This is a genomic window from Sphingomonas cellulosilytica, from assembly GCF_052321755.1.
Taxonomy (GTDB): Bacteria; Pseudomonadota; Alphaproteobacteria; order Sphingomonadales; family Sphingomonadaceae; genus Sphingomonas.
This window is the reverse complement of record NZ_JBQRTT010000001.1, coordinates 207,709-224,975: the sequence shown is the minus strand read 5'-3', so window position 1 is coordinate 224,975 and position 17,267 is coordinate 207,709. Positions and strand designations below refer to the sequence as shown.

Below are 17,267 nucleotides of genomic sequence, written 5' to 3'. Positions count from 1 at the left end.
CCATGGATATCCGCGCCGCAGAAATCTCAAAGGTCATCAAGGACCAGATCAGCAACTTCGGCACCGAGGCCCAGGTTTCGGAAACCGGCCAGGTGCTGTCGGTCGGTGACGGCATCGCGCGCATCTACGGCCTCGACAACGTCCAGGCGGGCGAGATGGTCGAATTCGCCAACGGCGTGCAGGGCATGGCGCTCAACCTCGAAGCCGACAACGTCGGCGTCGTGATCTTCGGCTCGGACGCCGAGATCCGCGAGGGCGACACCGTCAAGCGCACCGGCACCATCGTCGACGTGCCGGTCGGCAAGGGCCTGCTCGGCCGCGTCGTCGACGGCCTCGGCAACCCGATCGACGGCAAGGGGCCGATCGTCAGCGACCAGCGCAGCCGCGTCGAGGTGAAGGCGCCGGGCATCATCCCGCGCCAGTCGGTGCACGAGCCGATGCAGTCGGGCCTCAAGGCGATCGACGCGCTCGTTCCCGTCGGCCGCGGCCAGCGCGAGCTCATCATCGGCGATCGCCAGACCGGCAAGTCCGCCGTCGCCATCGACACCTTCATCAACCAGAAGGGCGTCAACGCCGGCGCCGACGAATCGAAGAAGCTCTACTGCGTCTACGTCGCGGTCGGCCAGAAGCGTTCCACGGTGGCGCAGCTCGTCCGCACGCTCGAAGAGAATGGCGCGATGGACTATTCCATCGTCGTCGCCGCGACCGCGTCGGACCCCGCGCCGCTCCAGTTCCTCGCGCCCTACACCGGCTGCGCGATGGGCGAATATTTCCGCGACAACGGCATGCATGCGCTGATCGTCTATGACGATCTGTCGAAGCAGGCGGTCGCCTATCGCCAGATGTCGCTGCTGCTGCGCCGTCCGCCGGGCCGCGAAGCCTATCCGGGCGACGTCTTCTACCTGCACAGCCGCCTGCTCGAGCGTGCGGCGAAGATGAACGAGGCGAACGGCTCGGGCAGCCTCACCGCGCTGCCGATCATCGAAACGCAGGCGGGCGACGTGTCGGCCTACATCCCGACCAACGTGATCTCGATCACCGACGGCCAGATCTTCCTCGAAACCGACCTGTTCTTCGCGGGCATCCGCCCGGCGATCAACGTCGGCCTGTCGGTCAGCCGCGTCGGCTCCGCCGCGCAGACCAAGGCGATGAAGAAGGTGTCGGGCTCGATCAAGCTCGAGCTCGCCCAGTATCGCGAGATGGCGGCGTTCGCGCAGTTCGGCTCGGACCTCGATGCCTCGACGCAGAAGCTGCTGAACCGCGGCGCGCGCCTCACCGAGCTCCTGAAGCAGGCGCAGTTCAACCCGATGCCCTTCGAGGAGCAGGCCGCGTCGATCTTCGCCGGCACCAACGGCTATCTCGATACCGTCGCGGTGCAGGACGTGGTGCGCTACGAGGCGGCGATGCTCGCCGACCTGCGCGCGAACCATGCCGGCGTGCTCACCAAGATCCGCGAGACGCGCGATCTCGGCGACGAGGCGAAGGCAGGCCTGAAGGCCGCGCTCGACCAATTCGCGAAGACGTTCGCGTAACCGTGCAATGTGCTCCCGCGAAGGCGGGAGCCCAGTACTGGGTCCCCGCCTTCGCGGGGACACATGAAGGACCACAATGGCGTCGTTGAAGGCCCTCAAAGTTCGGATCAACTCGGTCAAGTCGACCCAGAAGATCACCAAGGCGATGAAGATGGTCGCCGCCGCCAAGCTGCGCCGCGCGCAGGAGGCGGCGCAGGCCGGCCGTCCCTATGCCGAGCGGCTGGAGGCGGTCGTCGCCAGCCTGTCGCGTCAGCTCGCCGGCGGCGCCAACGTCTCGCCTTTGCTGTCGGGCACCGGCAAGGACCAGGTGCATCTGCTCGTCGTCGCGACCTCGGAGCGCGGCCTCGCCGGCGCGTTCAACACCAACATCGTCCGCGCCGCCCGCCGCAAGGCCGAGGAGCTGGAGGCGCAGGGCAAGACGGTGCGCTTCTATCTCGCCGGCAAGAAGGGGCGCGTGCTCAAGCGCTTCTACCCGAACGCGATCCTCGCCGACCATGAGCTGGGCGGCCACAAGGCGCTGGGCTTCACCCAGGCCCGCGAGGTCGCCGACGACCTGCTCGCCCGCTATGCCGCCGGCGAGTTCGACGTCGCGCACCTGTTCTACGCCAAGTTCGTCTCGGCCCTGGTGCAGGAGCCCGTCGGCCAGCAGATCATCCCGGTCGCGGTGGGCGATTCCAAGGGGGACGTAGTGGCAACTTCGCCAACTTCCGCAGGCTCCGGCGCGGGCGCGGTGGTCGAATACGAGCCCGACGAGGAATCGATCCTCGCCGACCTGTTGCCCCGCAACGTCGCGATCCAGATCTTCCGCGCGATGCTGGAAAACGGCGCGTCCGAACAGGGCAGCCGCATGAACGCGATGGACAATGCGACGCGCAACGCGGGCGACATGATCAACCGCCTGTCGATCCAGTACAACCGCACCCGCCAGGCCGCGATCACGACCGAGTTGGTCGAGATCATTTCGGGTGCGGAGGCGCTCTAGTTTTTCGCGTCACCCCAGCGCAAGCTGGGGTCTCGTGCCGCAAGCGATACTCCCGTGGAGGGAGATCCCAGCCTACGCTGGGATGACGAGTTAGAAGGCAAGGAAGCAGACCATGGCAACCGCCGCAGACGACATCCGCCCGACCCAGTCGACGGGCAGCAGCAACACCACCGGCACCATCGCGCAGGTCATCGGCGCGGTCGTCGACGTGCATTTCCCCGACAACCTGCCCGCCATCCTGTCAGCGCTGGAAACGGACAACAACGGCAACCGCCTGGTGCTCGAGGTCGCGCAGCACCTCGGTGAGAACACCGTGCGCACCATCGCCATGGACGCGACCGAGGGCCTGACCCGCGGCCAGACCGTGCGCGATACCGGCACGCAGATCTCCGTGCCCGTCGGCCCGGCGACGCTCGGCCGCATCCTCAACGTCGTCGGCGAGCCGATCGACGAGCGTGGCCCCGTGCAGACCGACCTGCGCGCGCCGATCCACGCCTCCGCCCCGCTGTTCGTCGACCAGTCGACCGAAAGCGCCATCCTGGTCACCGGCATCAAGGTGATCGACCTGCTCGCGCCCTATGCCAAGGGCGGCAAGATCGGCCTGTTCGGCGGCGCCGGCGTCGGCAAGACCGTGCTGATCCAGGAACTCATCAACAACATCGCCAAGGGCCACGGCGGCACCTCGGTGTTCGCGGGCGTCGGCGAGCGCACCCGCGAGGGCAACGACCTCTATCACGAATTCCTCGACGCCGGCGTCATCGCCAAGGATGCCGAGGGCAATCCGATCAGCGAAGGATCGAAGGTCGCGCTGGTATTCGGCCAGATGAACGAGCCGCCGGGCGCCCGCGCCCGCGTCGCACTGTCGGGCCTGACCATCGCCGAATATTTCCGCGATCAGGAAGGGCAGGACGTGCTGTTCTTCGTCGACAACATCTTCCGCTTCACCCAGGCGGGCGCGGAAGTGTCGGCACTGCTCGGCCGCATCCCGTCGGCGGTGGGCTATCAGCCGACGCTGTCCACCGACATGGGCGCGCTGCAGGAGCGCATCACCTCGACCAACAAGGGCTCGATCACCTCGGTGCAGGCGGTGTACGTCCCCGCGGACGATCTTACCGATCCGGCGCCGGCGACGTCGTTCGCCCACCTCGACGCGACGACCGTGCTCAACCGCGCGATCTCGGAACTCGGCATCTATCCGGCGGTCGATCCGCTCGATTCGACCAGCCGCGTGCTCGAACCGCGCGTCGTCGGCCAGGAGCATTACGACACCGCCCGCGCGGTCCAGTCGCTGCTCCAGCGCTACAAGTCGTTGCAGGACATCATCGCGATCCTCGGCATGGACGAACTGTCGGAAGAGGATAAGCTGACGGTCACGCGGGCGCGCAAGATCCAGAAGTTCCTCAGCCAGCCGTTCCACGTCGCCGAGGTCTTCACCGGCATCAGCGGCAAGTTCGTGCAGATCGAGGACACCGTCCGCTCGTTCAAGGCGGTGGTCGACGGCGAATACGATCACCTGCCCGAAGCGGCCTTCTACATGGTCGGCGGCATCGACGAAGTCGTCGCCAAGGCCGAGAAGCTGGCCGCAGAGGCGTAAGAACAGGGTAAAGCCCCTCCTCTTCAGAGGAGGGGTTGGGGGTGGTGGGTGTCTCACCGAGACCTGAGCCCGTAACCCCCACCCCAACCCCTCCCCTGAAGGGGAGGGGCTTTGAAGAGAAGAGACATGCTCCACTTCGAACTCGTCACGCCCGAAAAGCTCGTCCGCTCGGAGGAGGTCTATATGGTCGTCGTTCCCGGCACCGAAGGCGACTTCGGCGTGCTGGAGGGCCATGCGCCGCTGATGTCGACGGTGCGCGACGGCGCGCTGTCGGTCTACCGCACGCAGGGCGCGCAGCCGGAAACGATCGCGATCCAGGGCGGCTTCGCGGAGGTCAACGCCAAGGGCCTGACCGTATTGGCGGAACGCGCCGCCTGACGCCGATTGGATCGTCAGCCCGGTAACGGGTTGAGCAGGCCGGGGAAATCGCGCCGGTCTGTCCTACATCCGCCGAAACGAGCAAAGAGCCGGAGCCATCCGGCTCTTTCTCATTCCTGCTGACGTCAGCTCGACGCAGCGTCGCCGTTAGCCCTGAGCCTGTCGAAGGGCATGCGTCTCACCTGTGCTTCGACACGCTCAGCACGAACGGGGCCAGATAACCCACTCACGCCGCGAACAGCGACGCCCCCTTCTTCACCACCGTCCGCCCCGCCATATCGGTCACCGCATAGGTGAACCCCGGCAGCAGGCAGAAGGCGCCGACCTCGCCCTGCGGCGACAGCGCCAGGAAGCCGACCTGCACGCCCTTGATCGCGTCCCCGCGCAGCCGGGCGATATGCCGCACCACCTCCTCGCACGCCGCCTGCGGCGACAGGCCGGCCCGCATCGAGGCGACGACGCGCGCCGTGCCGGCGATCCGCGTCACCTCCTCGCCGAGCCCGGTCGAGGTCGCGCCGCCGACCCCCGCCTCGACATACAGCCCGCTGCCGACCTGCGGCGAATCGCCGACCCGGCCGCGCATCTTGAATGCCATGCCCGACGTGGTGCACGCTCCCGCCATCCGCCCGGAGGCATCACGCGCCAGCAGGCCGATCGTATCGTGGTCGAGCGCGCCGCCCCTCGGCATGCGGCGGTTCTCGATATTGGCTTCTGGCTTGTACTGCGCCGTCTTCAGCCAGTCGCGCCACGCCTTCTCCGCCTCCGGGGTCAGCAGATCGACCTTGGGAAAGCCCTGATCGCGCGCGAACCGCGTCGCGCCTTCGCCGACGATGAAGGTGTGCGGCGTCTTTTCCATGACGGCCCTCGCGACCGAGATCGCGTGCACCGTATCCTCCAGCGCCGCCACCGCGCCGACGCCGCCGCGATCGTCCATGATGACCGCGTCCAGCGTCACATGCCCGTCGCGGTCGGGATAGCCGCCATAGCCGACCGAATGGTTGGTCGGGTCCGCCTCCGGCACCATGCCGCCCGCCTCGACCGCATCGATCAGGCTGCCGCCCGCCTTCAGCTTCGCGAACGCGGCGGCGTTGGCGGCGGCGCCGAAATCCCAGGTCGAGACGATCATCGCCGGATCGCGTACGGGCGCCGCCGCGCCGGCTACCGTCGCCACCCCGCCGGCCGCCGCCATGCCCCCCAGAAAGCCGCGCCGCGTCGTCATGTCCGAACCCTCCTGGACCTGAATTGGTCTGCTACAGGAAGTTATAGGGATCCACGTCCACCGTCACGCGCGCTTTTGCCGGCCAGTCGAGATCGCCCAGCCAGTCGCGAATCACGTCCTGCACGTCCAGCGCCCGGCGGGCATGGACGAGCAGCCGATAGCGATGGCGCCCGCGCAGCATCGCGAGCGGGGCAGGGGCGGGGCCATAGACCGCCATGCCCTCCACCTGCGGCGCGGTGCGGGCGACCAGCCGCGCGACCTCATGGGCGCAGGCCTGCTCCTCCGACGACACGACGATCGCGGCATAGCGGCCGAACGGCGGCGCGCCGGCATCGCGCCGTGCCTCCGTCTCCGCTTCGTAGAAGGCGTCGGCATCGCCGGTCACCAGCGCCTGCATCACCTGCGCCTTGGGGCTGTGCGTCTGGATGAAGACGTGGCCCGGCTTGCTCCCGCGCCCCGCCCGTCCCGACACCTGGCGGATCTGCTGGAAGGTGCGCTCCGCCGCCCGCAGGTCGCCGCCCTCCAGCCCCAGATCGGCATCGACCACGCCGACCAGGGTGAGGTTGGGAAAGTGATAGCCCTTGGTGACCAATTGCGTACCGACGACGATGTCGATGTCGCCCGCCTCCATCCGCCCGACGAACTCCGCCGCCTTGGCCGGCGACCAGATCGTGTCGGAGGTGACGATGGCGACCCGGGCGTTCGGAAACAGCGCCGTCACCTCGTCGGCGATCCGCTCGACACCGGGGCCGCAGGCGACCAGGCTGTCCTCTTCCTTGCACTCCGGGCAGGCGCGCGGCGTCGGCATGACATGGCCGCAATGGTGGCAGGCGAGCCGCCGGGTCAGCCGGTGCTCGACCATCCAGGCCGTGCAATTGGGGCATTGGAAGCGATGCCCGCAGGTGCGGCACAGCGTCAGCGGCGCATAACCGCGACGGTTGAGGAACAGCAGCGACTGTTCGCCCCTCGCCAGCGCTTCCTCCAGCGCGGCGACCAGCGCGGGTGCGATCCAGCGCCCGCGCTCGGGCGGCGCCTGGATCAGGTCGATCGCCTCGATCGTCGGCATCTCGGCCGGTCCGTAGCGGCCGGGCAGCTTCAATTCCTCGTAGCGGCCCAGCGCCACCTGCTGGCGCGTCTCGATCGCCGGGGTGGCGCTGGCGAGGATCACCGGGCAGCCCTCGAACTTGCCGCGCATGACGGCGACGTCGCGGGCGTGGTAGTGGACGCCCTCTTCCTGCTTGAAGCTCGTCTCGTGCGCCTCGTCGACGACGATCAGGCCGAGGTTGCGATAGGGCAGGAACAAGGCCGAGCGCGCGCCGACCGTCACCAGCGCCTCGCCGCTCGCGATCGCCCGCCACGCCCGGCGGCGCTGCGTCGAGCGCAGGCCCGAATGCCATGCGACGGGTTCGCAGCCGAAGCGATCGTGGAACCGCTTCAGGAACGGTTCGGTCAGCGCGATTTCGGGCAGCAGCACCAGGCACTGTCGCCCCTCGCGGATCGCCTCCGCCACCGCCTCGAAATAGACCTCGGTCTTGCCCGATCCGGTGACTCCGTCGAGCAGCGTCGGGTGGAAGGCGCGGGCGGCGACGTGCGCGACCAAAGTGTCGGCGGCGGCCTGCTGTTCGCCGGCCAGCGTCGGCGCGCCGAAGGCGGGATCGGGATGGGGATAGGGGCTGTCGATATCCACCTCCACCGCCTCGATCGCGCCGCTCTTGACGAGGCCGCGGATGACCGCGTCGGAGACGTCGGCGATGCCGGCGAGTTCGCGGATCAGCCCCTGCCGGTCGCCGATCCGCTCCAGCGCCTGTTCGCGCTGCGGGGTGAGCCGGGGCGGCACGGTGCCGGTGGCGCGATATTCGGTCGCGGTGCGCGCTCCCTCCAGCGCCGATGTGGAGGCGAGCGCCATCCGCACGACCGCGGCGGGCGGCGCCAGGTAGTAATCGGCGGTCCATTCCACCAGCCGGCGCAAGGGGGCGGCGAGCGGCGGCACGTCCACCGTGCCGAGCAGCGGGCGCAGCCGGTTGTCGCCGACCTCGGCATCCGACGGCAGGCGCTCGGGCTCCCAGACGACGCCGAGCAGCTGGCGCGGCCCCAAGGGCGCGATGACGATCGATCCGGGCTCGACGTGCATGCCCGCCGGCACGCGATAGTCGAGCGGGCCGAGCGCGGAATTGAGGACGAGGACGCGGGCGCGCGAAGACATGACACGCCCCATATGGGGGCTCGGCGACTCGGCGTGAAGCGTTATGCCGCTTTGCGCGACGCCTCGGGCCGTCGGATGCCGACGCGGGCGCGCTTGGCGGCATAGAGCACCGAATCGGCGGCCCGCGCGAAATCGCGCAGCGACCGGTAGCTCGCGTCGAACAGCGCCATGCCGACCGAGCCGGCGCTGGTCATGGTGATGCCGCCCGCCTCCACCGGCACGCGCAGCACCGCCTCGATATCGCAGCGCAACTGTTCGCCACGGGCGATCGTGGCGGGATCGGTGACGATGATCGCGAATTCGTCGCCGCCGATCCGGGCGGCGAAGCACTCGCGCAGCCAGGGCTGGGTCAGTGCCGCGCCGGTCAGGCGCAGCACCTCGTCGCCGGCATCGTGGCCGAGCGAATCGTTGATCCCCTTGAACCCGTCGAGGTCGATCAGCACCAGCATCAGCGGCGTGCCCTCGCTGCGGGCGCGGCGCATCGCCATGTCCAGTTCGCGGTCGAAGGCGGCGCGGTTGGCGATGCCGGTCAACGCATCGGTATCCGCCGAGCGACGCAGCTGCGTCTCCAGCCCATGGCGTTCGGTGATGTCCTGGAACACGCCGACCAGCGCTTGGACGCGGCCGTCGACCATCTCCGCCTCGGCGGCGGCGCGCACGCGGCGGTGGCGGCCATCGGCGGTGACGAGGTCGGTCTCGAATTCGAACGGGGCGCCGGTCCTGATCGTGCGGGCGATCGTTTCCGACACCATGTCGCGCGCATGCGGCGGGTAGTAATCGAGCGCGCGCTCCAGCGGCGGCACCTCGCCGACCGGCAGGCCGTGGATGCGGAACACGTTGTCCGACCATTCCAGCGTCGGCCCATCGAGCGACACGCGCCACGATCCGATCATCGCGATCCGTTCCGCCTGGCGGAAGATGCGATCCTTGCGGGCGAGCTGCCCGACCAGTTCCTCGCCCGCGGTGGCGATGCGGATCGCCTCCAGCGCCGTGCGCCGCGCGGCGATCAGCGCCTCGGCGAGGCTGGCGAGGTGCTTCAATGCGGCATCCCCGGCGGCGTTGAGCGAGCGCGGGCGCGAATCGAGCACGCACAGGGTGCCGATCGGCTGGCGCACGCCTGCGCCATCGGCGACATGGATGGCGGTGCCGGCGTAGAAGCGCAGCCCGGTGTCCGTCACCAGCGGATTGTCGCGGAAGCGCGGATCGTCGCTTAGGTCGTCGACGATCAGCGGCGTCTGCTGGCGGATCGTCCGGTCGCAAAAGGCGATGTCGCGATCGAGTTCGCGCGCGCCGGACGTGGTGCTCGCCTTGATCCACAGCCGGTCGCGGTCGATCAGCGTCAGCATCGCCGTCGGACAGCCGAGCAGGTCCGCGGCGAGCGCGACGACCGCGTCGAATTCGCGTTCCGGTTCGCTGTCGAGCAGGGCCAGCGCATGCAGCGCGGCAAGCCGGCTCGTCTCGTCATAGGGCAGGCCGGCAGGGGACGCAGGATCACTCATGGCGGCGCCCTCATGCCGGAAAAGACGTTAAAATTGGCTTTTCCGTACCGACGGGCAGGTGCACAGATGCGATGGAATGAGCGACGCCCCCCCCCCGCTATCGATGCAATGGGCCGCGCATCTGGCACGCGACCGGCGGCGCTCGCCGCACACCGTGCGCGCCTATCAGGCGACGGCGGAGCGGTTGACCGCTTTCCTGCAGGGCCATTGGGGCGGCCCGGCCGATGCCGCGGCGCTGGCGCGCGTCACCGCGGCCGACCTCAGGGCATTCCTGGCGGTTCGCCGGGCGGAGGGGCTGACCAACGTCTCGGCGGCGCGGGAATTGTCCGCGGTGCGCGGTTTCCTCGCCTTCGCCGCGCCGGATGCGGATCGCCCGCGACTGCGCGGTCCGCGGGTGAAGACCGGCGTGCCGCGACCGATCGCCCCGGCCGAGGCGGTGGCGCTGGCGCAGGAGGTGGCGGACGAGGCAGCGGAGCCGTGGATCGGCGCACGCGACTGGGCGGTGCTGCTGCTGCTCTACGGTGCGGGCCTGCGCATCGGCGAGGCGATCGCGCTCCCCGCCCGCATCCTGCCGCTCGGCGAAACGCTGGTGGTGACGGGCAAGCGCGACAAGACGCGCATCGTGCCGCTGCTGCCGCAGGTGCGCGCCGCGATCGAGGCCTATGCGCGCGCCGTACCCTGGACGCTCGATCCGGCGGCGCCGCTGTTTCGCGGCGCGAAGGGTGGGCCGCTCGCGCCGGGCATGATCCGCCGCGCGGTGCAGGGCGCGCGCGGGCGACTGGGCCTCGGCGAACGCACCACTCCGCATGCGCTGCGCCACAGTTTCGCGACGCATCTGCTCGGCCGCGGTGCCGACCTGCGCGCCTTGCAGGAGCTGCTCGGCCACGCCAGCCTCAGTTCGACGCAGGTCTATACCGCGGTGGACGCCGCGCATCTGCTCGACGTCTATCGCAACGCGCACCCGCGGGCGTGAATCAGCGGGCGCGCGGCTTCCAGGTGACGACCCGCCACAGATAGCCGAGCACGATCAGCACCGTGATCGCCACCGCCAGCGGTCCGACATAACGGTCGAGTTCGCCGAAGCGCGAACCCAGATACAGGCCGGCGGCGGCGAGGATCGTGTTCCAGATCAGGCTGCCCGCGAACGTCCAGACGAGGAATCGCCACAGGGGCATGCAGGTGATGCCGGCGGGCAGCGAGATGATCGTGCGAAAGGTCGGCATGAAGCGGAACACGAACACCACCCAGCCGCCGTGATGGACGAAGAAGCGGTGCAGCCTCTCGACATCCTCCCACTCCATCGTCAGCCAGCGCCCGTGCCGCTCGACGAAGGGGCGGAACCGCTGGTAGCCGAGGTGCCGGCCGACCCAATACCAGAAGTAATTGCCCGCGGTGGTGCCCGCGGTGCCCCACAGCACCAGCGGCACCATCGCCATGTCGCCGCGCGCCACCGCCATCCCGCCCAGGCCCATGATGACCTCCGACGGGATCGGCGGAACGATATTCTCCAGCGCCATCAGCAGGAAGATGCCGACATAGCCGCCCCAGGCGATCCCGTTGAGGATGAAGTCGGTCATGCGGGATTGGTAACGGCGGGGGCCTCAGTCCCGTTCCGCCGCGTCTTCGGATTGCCGCTCCCCGACCCGCCGCTCGATCGCGTCCCAGATGAGGCCGGCGACATCGGTGCCGTCGAACCGCTCGATCGCGACGATGCCGGTGGGGGAGGTGACGTTGATCTCGGTCAGCCACTCGCCGCCGATCACGTCGATACCGACGAACAGCAGCCCGCGGCGCTTCAGCTCCGGCCCCAGCGCGGCGCAGATCTCGCGTTCCCGCGCCGTCAGTTCGGTCTTCACCGCCGATCCGCCGACCGCCAGGTTGGACCGGATCTCGCCCGCGCCGGGCAGGCGGTTGATCGCGCCCGCGACCTCCCCGTCGACCAGCACGATGCGCTTGTCGCCCTCCGCCACGGCAGGCAGGAATGCCTGGATCATGTGCGGTTCGCGCCAGGTCTGGTTGAACACCTCGATCAGCGCCGACAGGTTGGCGCCGTCGCTGCCGACGCGGAAGATCGCCTTGCCGCCGTTGCCGTGCAGCGGCTTCACCACGATCTCGCCATGCTCCGCCAAAAAGGCGCGCGCCTCGTCCAGGCTGCGCGTCACCAGCGTCGGCGGCATGAACTGCGCATAGTCGAGCACGAACACCTTTTCGGGCGCGTTGCGCACGCTGCGCGGGTTGTTCACCACCAGGGTCTGTTCGGCGATCCGTTCGAGCAGGTGCGTCGCGGTGATATAGCCGAGGTCGAACGGCGGATCCTGCCGCATCAGCACCACGTCCGCCTCCGTGCCCAGATCGAGGCTGACCGGCGCTTCGGTGCGGAAGTGATCGCCCGCGACCCGCTGCACGGTCACGGGGCGGGCCTGCGCCCAGACGCGGCCGTCGCGATAGTTGAGGTCTTCGGCAAGATAGTGGAACAGCCGGTGCCCGCGTGCCTGCGCGCTCAGCATCAGCGCAAAGGTGGAATCGCCGGCGATGGCGATGCTCTCGAGCGGGTCCATCTGGACGGCGACGGTGAGGGACATGGGCGCGCTCCGATTGGCAAGGTGCGGCGGGACGTAGGGCGTGACCGCCGCAAAGTCACCCTATCCACGCATTCTCGATGTGCCGTGGCCGGGTGCCGGGGGCGAGCAGGATCACGTCGATCCGGATATCGTCGCCCGGCCCGGCATAGCGCGGCATCAGCATCTCCGCCGCCGCCGCGACGCGGGCAAGCCGCCGCTCGTCGATCGCGAAGTCGAGATCCCCCGCCCGCGCCCGCGTCTTCACCTCGACGAAGGCGATCAGGCTGCCGCGCCGCGCGACGAGATCGACCTCTCCCGCCGGCGTGCGCACCCGCCGATCGAGGATGCTCCACCCCTTCAACCGCAACCACCACCCCGCCAGCCGCTCGCCCCGACGCCCGGCGGCATCGGCAGTCTGGCGGGCGTGACTGGTCGGGCGGCGGGGCGGGCGGGGCATGGGTCGAGTGTGCGTTGCTGGGTTTGTTGAAGCAAGTGCTATAGGAACCCTGTTGCGACCTATCGTTATGGGTATAACCAGCTGTATGGCAGTAATGCGCGCGCTTAAAGAGCATCGTTACCTGTTTCAGGCTTGTTTGATTGCCTCAACGACCACGATGTGCGAACTGATAACTGACGCTGTTAATTTTCGATCGTTATTCAATTCGATATGGCTACTGGGACTGCCTGCGCTCTGCGGCATCGTGGCCAATGTCGGTTGGGATCGGCGTTGCTTCATAGCGCTGACGTTGACAGGCATTTCGTTGGTGGTGGCGATGTTCGTCGGCGTCAACTTCACCAGTTATAGCTAAGCTAATTCTAACGTAGGACGATCACCCCTCGCCCTTCATAGCCAGCGCCCGCGCATACAGCGTCTTGCGGTCGAGCCCGAACGCCTTCGCCACCTCGCCCGCCGCCTTGGCGACCGGCAGGCGGGTGAGCGCCTCGGCAAGGGCGGCGTCGGCATCCTCGATCGCCGGCGGCGGCGCCTCGCCGGGGGGGGCGACGACGATGGCGATCTCGCCCTTGGGGGCAGCGTCGGCGTAGCGGGCGGCGAGGGCGGACAATGTGCCGGTGACCGCCTCCTCGAACCGCTTGGTGATCTCGCGCGTCACCGCCGCCTCGCGGTCGCCGAGGCCTTCGGCGAGCGCCGCCAGGCAGGCGGCGAGGCGCGGACCGGATTCGTACAGGACCAGCGTCGCCCGGATCGCGGCGATTTCGGCGATGGCGGCGCTGCGCGCATGCGCCTTGCTCGGCAGGAAGCCGCAGAAGAGGAAGCGGTCGGTCGGCAGCCCCGCCAGCGTCAGCGCGGCGACCGCGGCGCACGGGCCGGGGATCGTCACCACCGCATGGCCGGCGGCGCGCGCGTCGCGGACCAGCTTGTAGCCGGGGTCGGAGATCAGCGGCGTGCCCGCGTCGGAGACGAGCGCGACGGCCTCGCCCGCCATACGGGCGATCAACCCCGGCCGCACCCCCTCGGCGTTATGGTCGTGATAGGGCAGCATCGGGCGCTTGACGCCGATATGCCGCAGCAGTCCGGCGGTGACGCGGCTGTCCTCCACCGCTATCACGTCGGCGCGGCCGAGGATGTCGGCGGCGCGCGGCGATAGGTCAGCAAGATTGCCGATCGGCGTCGCGACGATATAGAGTCCGGGTGCGAGAGGTTCGGTAATGGCCACGGGGGACGTCATGGCAGAGGCAGCAACATTTGGACAGCCGTGGACGGGGCGGTCGTGGGCCGGCGTGCGGCGCTGGGCCGCGCTGGCCGCCGCGGCGATGCTCGCCGCCTGTTCCACCGTCGTGCCGCGCGGCCCGGTCGAGGCGCCGGCGCGCCCGCAGCGTCCGCAGGCCGAACGGCCCGAACCGGTCGAGACCGGCCTGCCGCGCGATACCCAGCGCAACCGCGTCGCCCTGCTGGTACCCCTGTCGGGCAGCAATGCTGGGGTCGGCCGCTCGATCGCCAATGCGACGATGCTGGCGGTGCTCGACACCGGCACCGACAAGGTGCGGATCACCAATTACGATACCGCCACCGGTGCCGCCGCCGCCGCGCAGCGCGCCATCGCGGAGGGCGCGCAGCTGATCCTCGGGCCGCTCCTGTCGGAGGACGTGCGTACGGTCGCGCCGATCGCGCGGGCGGCGGGCGTGCCGGTGCTGGCCTTTTCCAACGACGCCTCGGTCGCCGGCAATGGCGTCTATCTGATGGGTTATGCGCCGGCGCAGTCGATCGACCGCGTCGTGCGCTACGCCAGCAGCCGCGGCGTCACCAGCTTCGCCGGGCTCATCCCCAACGGCCTGTACGGCGAACGCGCCTCCACCGCCTTCCTGCGCTCGGTGGAGGGCACGGGCGGTTCGGTGGTTTCGCTGCAGACCTATGGTCGCACCGCGGGCGGCATCACCGGCGCGGTGACGCGGCTCAACGCCAAGGCGCCCTATGGCGCGGTGCTGGTCGCGGATGCCGGCACCCCGGCCGCGGTCGCGGCACCGCTCATCAAGCGCGGCAGCGGCGCCTCGACGCACATTCTCGGCACCGAATTGTGGAATTCCGAAAGCAACCTCGCGGCCAAGCCGGCGCTCAACGGCGCCTGGTTCGCCAGCGTCGGCAACACGCTCTACCGCCAATATGCCGCCAAATACCGGTCGCGCTACAATGCCGCGCCCTACCGGTTGTCCAGCCTGGGCTATGACGCGGTGCTGCTGACGGTGCGGATCGCGCGCGACTGGCCGGTGGGGCGGCGCTTCCCCGAAAACCGGCTGCGCGATGCGGACGGTTTCGCCGGCATCGACGGCGCCTTCCGCTTCGGCCGCGACGGCGTCGCCGAACGCGCGCTGGAGGTGCAGGAGATCCAGAACGGCACGATCGTCACCGTGTCGCCGGCCCCGACCGGCTTCGGCGGGTAAAGAAGCCTTCCTCCGTCACGCCACCTGCGGCGTGACGGCAGGGGCGGGGGCATCGCGCACCACCATCGGCAGGATCGCATCGAGCAGCAGCGCGCCCGCTTCGGTGACGCGCAGCCGCTCGCCCGCGTGCGCGACCAGCCCCTGCGCCTCCAGCCGCGCCACCGCCGCCCAGTCGATCGGCGCGCTGCCGCCGGCCACCGCCGCGACATGGGCAAGGTCGACGCCCTCCGCCAGCCGCAGCCCCATCACCAGCGCCTCGGATCCCCGGTCATGCGCGGCGAGCGGCTCCTCCACCTGCAACCCGTGGCCGTTGCGCGCCACCGCGGCGAGCCAGTTCTCGGGCTTCCGGTGGCGCTGCGTGGCCAGCCCGTCGCGGCGGCCATGCGCCCCCGGCCCGACGCCGGCATAATCGCCATAGCGCCAATAGGTGAGGTTATGCCGGCTCTCCGCGCCGCGCCGGGCGTGGTTGGAGGTTTCATAGGCCGGCAGCCCCGCCGCCGCGGTCATCGCCCGCGTCGCCTCGAACAGGTCGGCGGCGGCATCCTCGTCGGGGATGGTCAGGCGCCCCCTGGCCGCTTCGGTGGCAAAGCGGGTGCCGGGCTCGATGGTCAGCTGGTAAAGCGACAGATGCTCGGTGCCGAGCGCCAGCGCCCGCGCCAGCTCCGCCTCCCACGCGGCAAGGCTCTGCGCAGGCAGTGCGTAGATCAGGTCGAAGCTGACCCGAGCGAAATGGCGCTGCGCCACCGCCAGCGCGCCGAGCCCCTCATGCACGTCATGCGCGCGATCGAGGAAGCGCAGGCTGGCATCGTCCAGCGCCTGCAGGCCTAGCGACACACGGTTGACCCCCGCCGCGGCCAGATCGGCGAACCGCGCCGCCTCGACGGACGACGGGTTCGCCTCCAGCGTGATCTCGATGTCCGGCGCCGGCGTCCAGTGGCGCTGCGCCGCCTCCAGGATCGCCGCGACGGTGGCGGGCGGCATCAGCGACGGCGTGCCGCCGCCGAAGAAGATCGATCCCAGCGTGCGACCCGGCAGCGCTCTCGCTTCGTGCGCCAGGTCGGCGAGCAGCGCGTCGCGCCATTGCTGCTGGTCGACATGGTCGCGCACGTGGCTGTTGAAGTCGCAGTATGGGCATTTGGAGACGCAGAACGGCCAATGGACGTACAGGGCGAGCGGCGACTTGTCGGGGATCATGATGTGGCCGATATGGCGGCGATGATCCCGAAACGCCACCGCTGGCTTGCCCTCCTGCTGTCGTTCGCCGCCTGCACGCAGGGTCCGGAGCGGGTCGTGGAGGCGCGGACGAGCGCGGAACCGGCGCCGCGCGGATCGGTGCTGCTGCGCACCGCGATGCTCTCGGCGCAGAACCGCGAGCGCGCCGACCGCGGGCTGGCGCCGCTGGCGTGGAGCGATCGCCTCGCCGCGTCGGCGCGCAGCTATGCCGAGACGATGGCGCGCACCGGCCGCTTCGAACATGCGCCGCAGTCGATGGGCCTCGATCGCGAGGGTGAAAATCTGTGGACGGGCACCCGCGGCGCCTATCGCTATGACGAGATGGTCGCCCATTGGCTGGGGGAACGGCCCGATTTCGTCAACCTGCCGGTGCCGCAGTTCAGCCGCACCGGCCGCTGGCAGGACGTCAGCCATTATGGCCAGATCGTCTCGCGCCGCACGACGGAGGTCGGCTGCGCGCTGGCGAGCAGCGCCACCGACGATTATCTGGTCTGCCGCTATGCGCCGCCCGGCAACCTGTTCGGCGTCAAGGTCTATTGATCGCTCAGGCCAGCGTCGCGGTGGTATAGGCCGTGTAGCGGCGCCAGCCGAGCGTCGCGTACAGCGCCTCGCCCATGGCCGTCGCGGTCAGCACCTGGCGGGCATGCGCCGGGCGTCGTGCGCCGAGCGTCGCCATCAGCGCCCGCCCCAGGCCGCGGCGGCGGTGCGCTTCGTCGGTGACGATCCGGTCGTAGACGAAGATACCGTCGAGCGCGGCGGCATAGCCGCTCGCCGCCTGCCCGCCGTCGGGCGCGGTGATGACGGCATGGGTGACGTCGCCCGCGCTATCCACCGTCAGCCGATAGCCGGCGGGCAGCGGCTGGGCGCCGACGACCGCATCGGTCACCATCATGCCATTGGCATCGGTGATCGCCCAGCCGGCGGGCAGCAGCGCGCCGTAGGTGGCGGCATCGGCGCACAGCTTCACGAACACGCGCGGTTCGGTGATCGTAGCGAGCAGGCGCGTCAGTCCCGGCCCGGCGTCGGCGAAGACGTAGCGGCGGCGTTCCGCCTCGCTGCCGGTATCCACCCGCCAGCCGCCGCTGTCGGCGACCGGCATCGGCAGGCCGCGCGACAGCGAGCGCGCGGCCAGCCAGCCGCGCACCAGGCCGGCGTCGATCCGCGCGGC

At 69.7% G+C, this 17,267-nt stretch carries 17 protein-coding genes; 8 read left to right on the top strand and 9 right to left on the bottom strand.

All coding sequences use genetic code 11. The features are described from left to right. Positions 1-2: 2 nt before the first annotated feature. From atpA to ACTZQ5_RS01055, 4 genes are all read left to right on the top strand, one after another. A complete protein-coding gene (gene atpA / locus ACTZQ5_RS01070; RefSeq protein WP_443583300.1) occupies positions 3-1,532 on the top strand; it encodes a F0F1 ATP synthase subunit alpha in 1,530 nt (509 codons plus the stop codon). Between the two features lie 76 nt (positions 1,533-1,608). After that, positions 1,609-2,514: a F0F1 ATP synthase subunit gamma gene (locus ACTZQ5_RS01065; RefSeq protein WP_443583299.1), complete on the top strand. Its 906-nt coding sequence runs from the start codon at positions 1,609-1,611 to the stop codon at positions 2,512-2,514. Between the two features lie 112 nt (positions 2,515-2,626). After that, the gene (atpD, locus tag ACTZQ5_RS01060) at positions 2,627-4,108 is read left to right on the top strand and encodes a F0F1 ATP synthase subunit beta (RefSeq protein WP_443583298.1); all 1,482 of its coding nucleotides are present in this window, start codon (positions 2,627-2,629) and stop codon (positions 4,106-4,108) included. A gap of 126 nt (positions 4,109-4,234) precedes the next feature. Further along, positions 4,235-4,486, top strand: coding sequence for an ATP synthase F1 subunit epsilon (locus tag ACTZQ5_RS01055; protein ID WP_443583297.1), 252 nt, complete (start codon positions 4,235-4,237; stop codon positions 4,484-4,486). Between the two features lie 226 nt (positions 4,487-4,712). Here ACTZQ5_RS01055 and ACTZQ5_RS01050 read toward each other — a convergent pair whose 3' ends face one another. The 3 genes from ACTZQ5_RS01050 to ACTZQ5_RS01040 are packed head-to-tail and all read right to left on the bottom strand — an operon-like array spanning position 4,713 to position 9,407. Then, positions 4,713-5,705, bottom strand: coding sequence for a glycosylasparaginase (locus tag ACTZQ5_RS01050; protein WP_443583296.1), 993 nt, complete (start codon positions 5,703-5,705; stop codon positions 4,713-4,715). Positions 5,706-5,736: 31 nt separating this feature from the next. Beyond that, positions 5,737-7,908 (bottom strand): primosomal protein N', encoded by a 2,172-nt coding sequence (locus tag ACTZQ5_RS01045; protein ID WP_443583295.1) that lies wholly within the window; start codon positions 7,906-7,908, stop codon positions 5,737-5,739. 41 nt (positions 7,909-7,949) lie between these two features. Further along, a complete protein-coding gene (locus tag ACTZQ5_RS01040) occupies positions 7,950-9,407 on the bottom strand; it encodes a diguanylate cyclase domain-containing protein (protein WP_443583294.1) in 1,458 nt (485 codons plus the stop codon). Positions 9,408-9,483: 76 nt separating this feature from the next. Between ACTZQ5_RS01040 and ACTZQ5_RS01035 the strand changes: the two genes are divergently transcribed. Beyond that, positions 9,484-10,380: a tyrosine recombinase XerC gene (locus ACTZQ5_RS01035; RefSeq protein WP_443583293.1), complete on the top strand. Its 897-nt coding sequence runs from the start codon at positions 9,484-9,486 to the stop codon at positions 10,378-10,380. Between the two features lies 1 nt (position 10,381). Here the strand turns inward: ACTZQ5_RS01035 and ACTZQ5_RS01030 are convergent, their stop codons facing one another. Genes ACTZQ5_RS01030 through ACTZQ5_RS01020 form a run of 3 tightly spaced genes read right to left on the bottom strand, consistent with a single transcriptional unit; the run spans position 10,382 to position 12,425 of the window. Beyond that, positions 10,382-10,984, bottom strand: coding sequence for a DedA family protein (locus ACTZQ5_RS01030; protein ID WP_443583292.1), 603 nt, complete (start codon positions 10,982-10,984; stop codon positions 10,382-10,384). Positions 10,985-11,008: 24 nt separating this feature from the next. After that, complete coding sequence (gene gshB, locus ACTZQ5_RS01025) at positions 11,009-11,989, bottom strand: glutathione synthase (RefSeq protein WP_443583291.1); 981 nt, start codon at positions 11,987-11,989, stop codon at positions 11,009-11,011. A gap of 55 nt (positions 11,990-12,044) precedes the next feature. Next, the gene (locus tag ACTZQ5_RS01020; RefSeq protein WP_443583290.1) at positions 12,045-12,425 is read right to left on the bottom strand and encodes a YraN family protein; all 381 of its coding nucleotides are present in this window, start codon (positions 12,423-12,425) and stop codon (positions 12,045-12,047) included. A gap of 85 nt (positions 12,426-12,510) precedes the next feature. Here ACTZQ5_RS01020 and ACTZQ5_RS01015 point away from each other — a divergent pair, with 85 nt between their 5' ends. Next, positions 12,511-12,777, top strand: coding sequence for a hypothetical protein (locus ACTZQ5_RS01015; RefSeq protein WP_443583289.1), 267 nt, complete (start codon positions 12,511-12,513; stop codon positions 12,775-12,777). A gap of 21 nt (positions 12,778-12,798) precedes the next feature. On the opposite strand, the gene rsmI is transcribed toward ACTZQ5_RS01015, so the two are convergent. After that, positions 12,799-13,656, bottom strand: a complete 858-nt coding sequence (gene rsmI / locus ACTZQ5_RS01010) for a 16S rRNA (cytidine(1402)-2'-O)-methyltransferase (RefSeq protein WP_443583288.1) — start codon at positions 13,654-13,656, stop codon at positions 12,799-12,801. On the opposite strand from rsmI, the gene ACTZQ5_RS01005 reads away from it, so the two are divergent. Then, positions 13,655-14,866, top strand: coding sequence for a penicillin-binding protein activator (locus ACTZQ5_RS01005; RefSeq protein WP_443583287.1), 1,212 nt, complete (start codon positions 13,655-13,657; stop codon positions 14,864-14,866). The genes rsmI and ACTZQ5_RS01005 overlap by 2 nt on opposite strands. Before the next feature lie 15 nt (positions 14,867-14,881). Here ACTZQ5_RS01005 and hemW read toward each other — a convergent pair whose 3' ends face one another. Then, positions 14,882-16,060, bottom strand: coding sequence for a radical SAM family heme chaperone HemW (hemW, locus tag ACTZQ5_RS01000; protein WP_443583286.1), 1,179 nt, complete (start codon positions 16,058-16,060; stop codon positions 14,882-14,884). A 21-nt stretch (positions 16,061-16,081) separates the two neighbouring features. Between hemW and ACTZQ5_RS00995 the strand changes: the two genes are divergently transcribed. After that, positions 16,082-16,639, top strand: coding sequence for a CAP domain-containing protein (locus ACTZQ5_RS00995; RefSeq protein WP_443583285.1), 558 nt, complete (start codon positions 16,082-16,084; stop codon positions 16,637-16,639). A 4-nt stretch (positions 16,640-16,643) separates the two neighbouring features. On the opposite strand, the gene ACTZQ5_RS00990 is transcribed toward ACTZQ5_RS00995, so the two are convergent. Beyond that, the gene (locus ACTZQ5_RS00990) at positions 16,644-17,243 is read right to left on the bottom strand and encodes a GNAT family N-acetyltransferase (protein WP_443583284.1); all 600 of its coding nucleotides are present in this window, start codon (positions 17,241-17,243) and stop codon (positions 16,644-16,646) included. Positions 17,244-17,267: the final 24 nt, after the last annotated feature.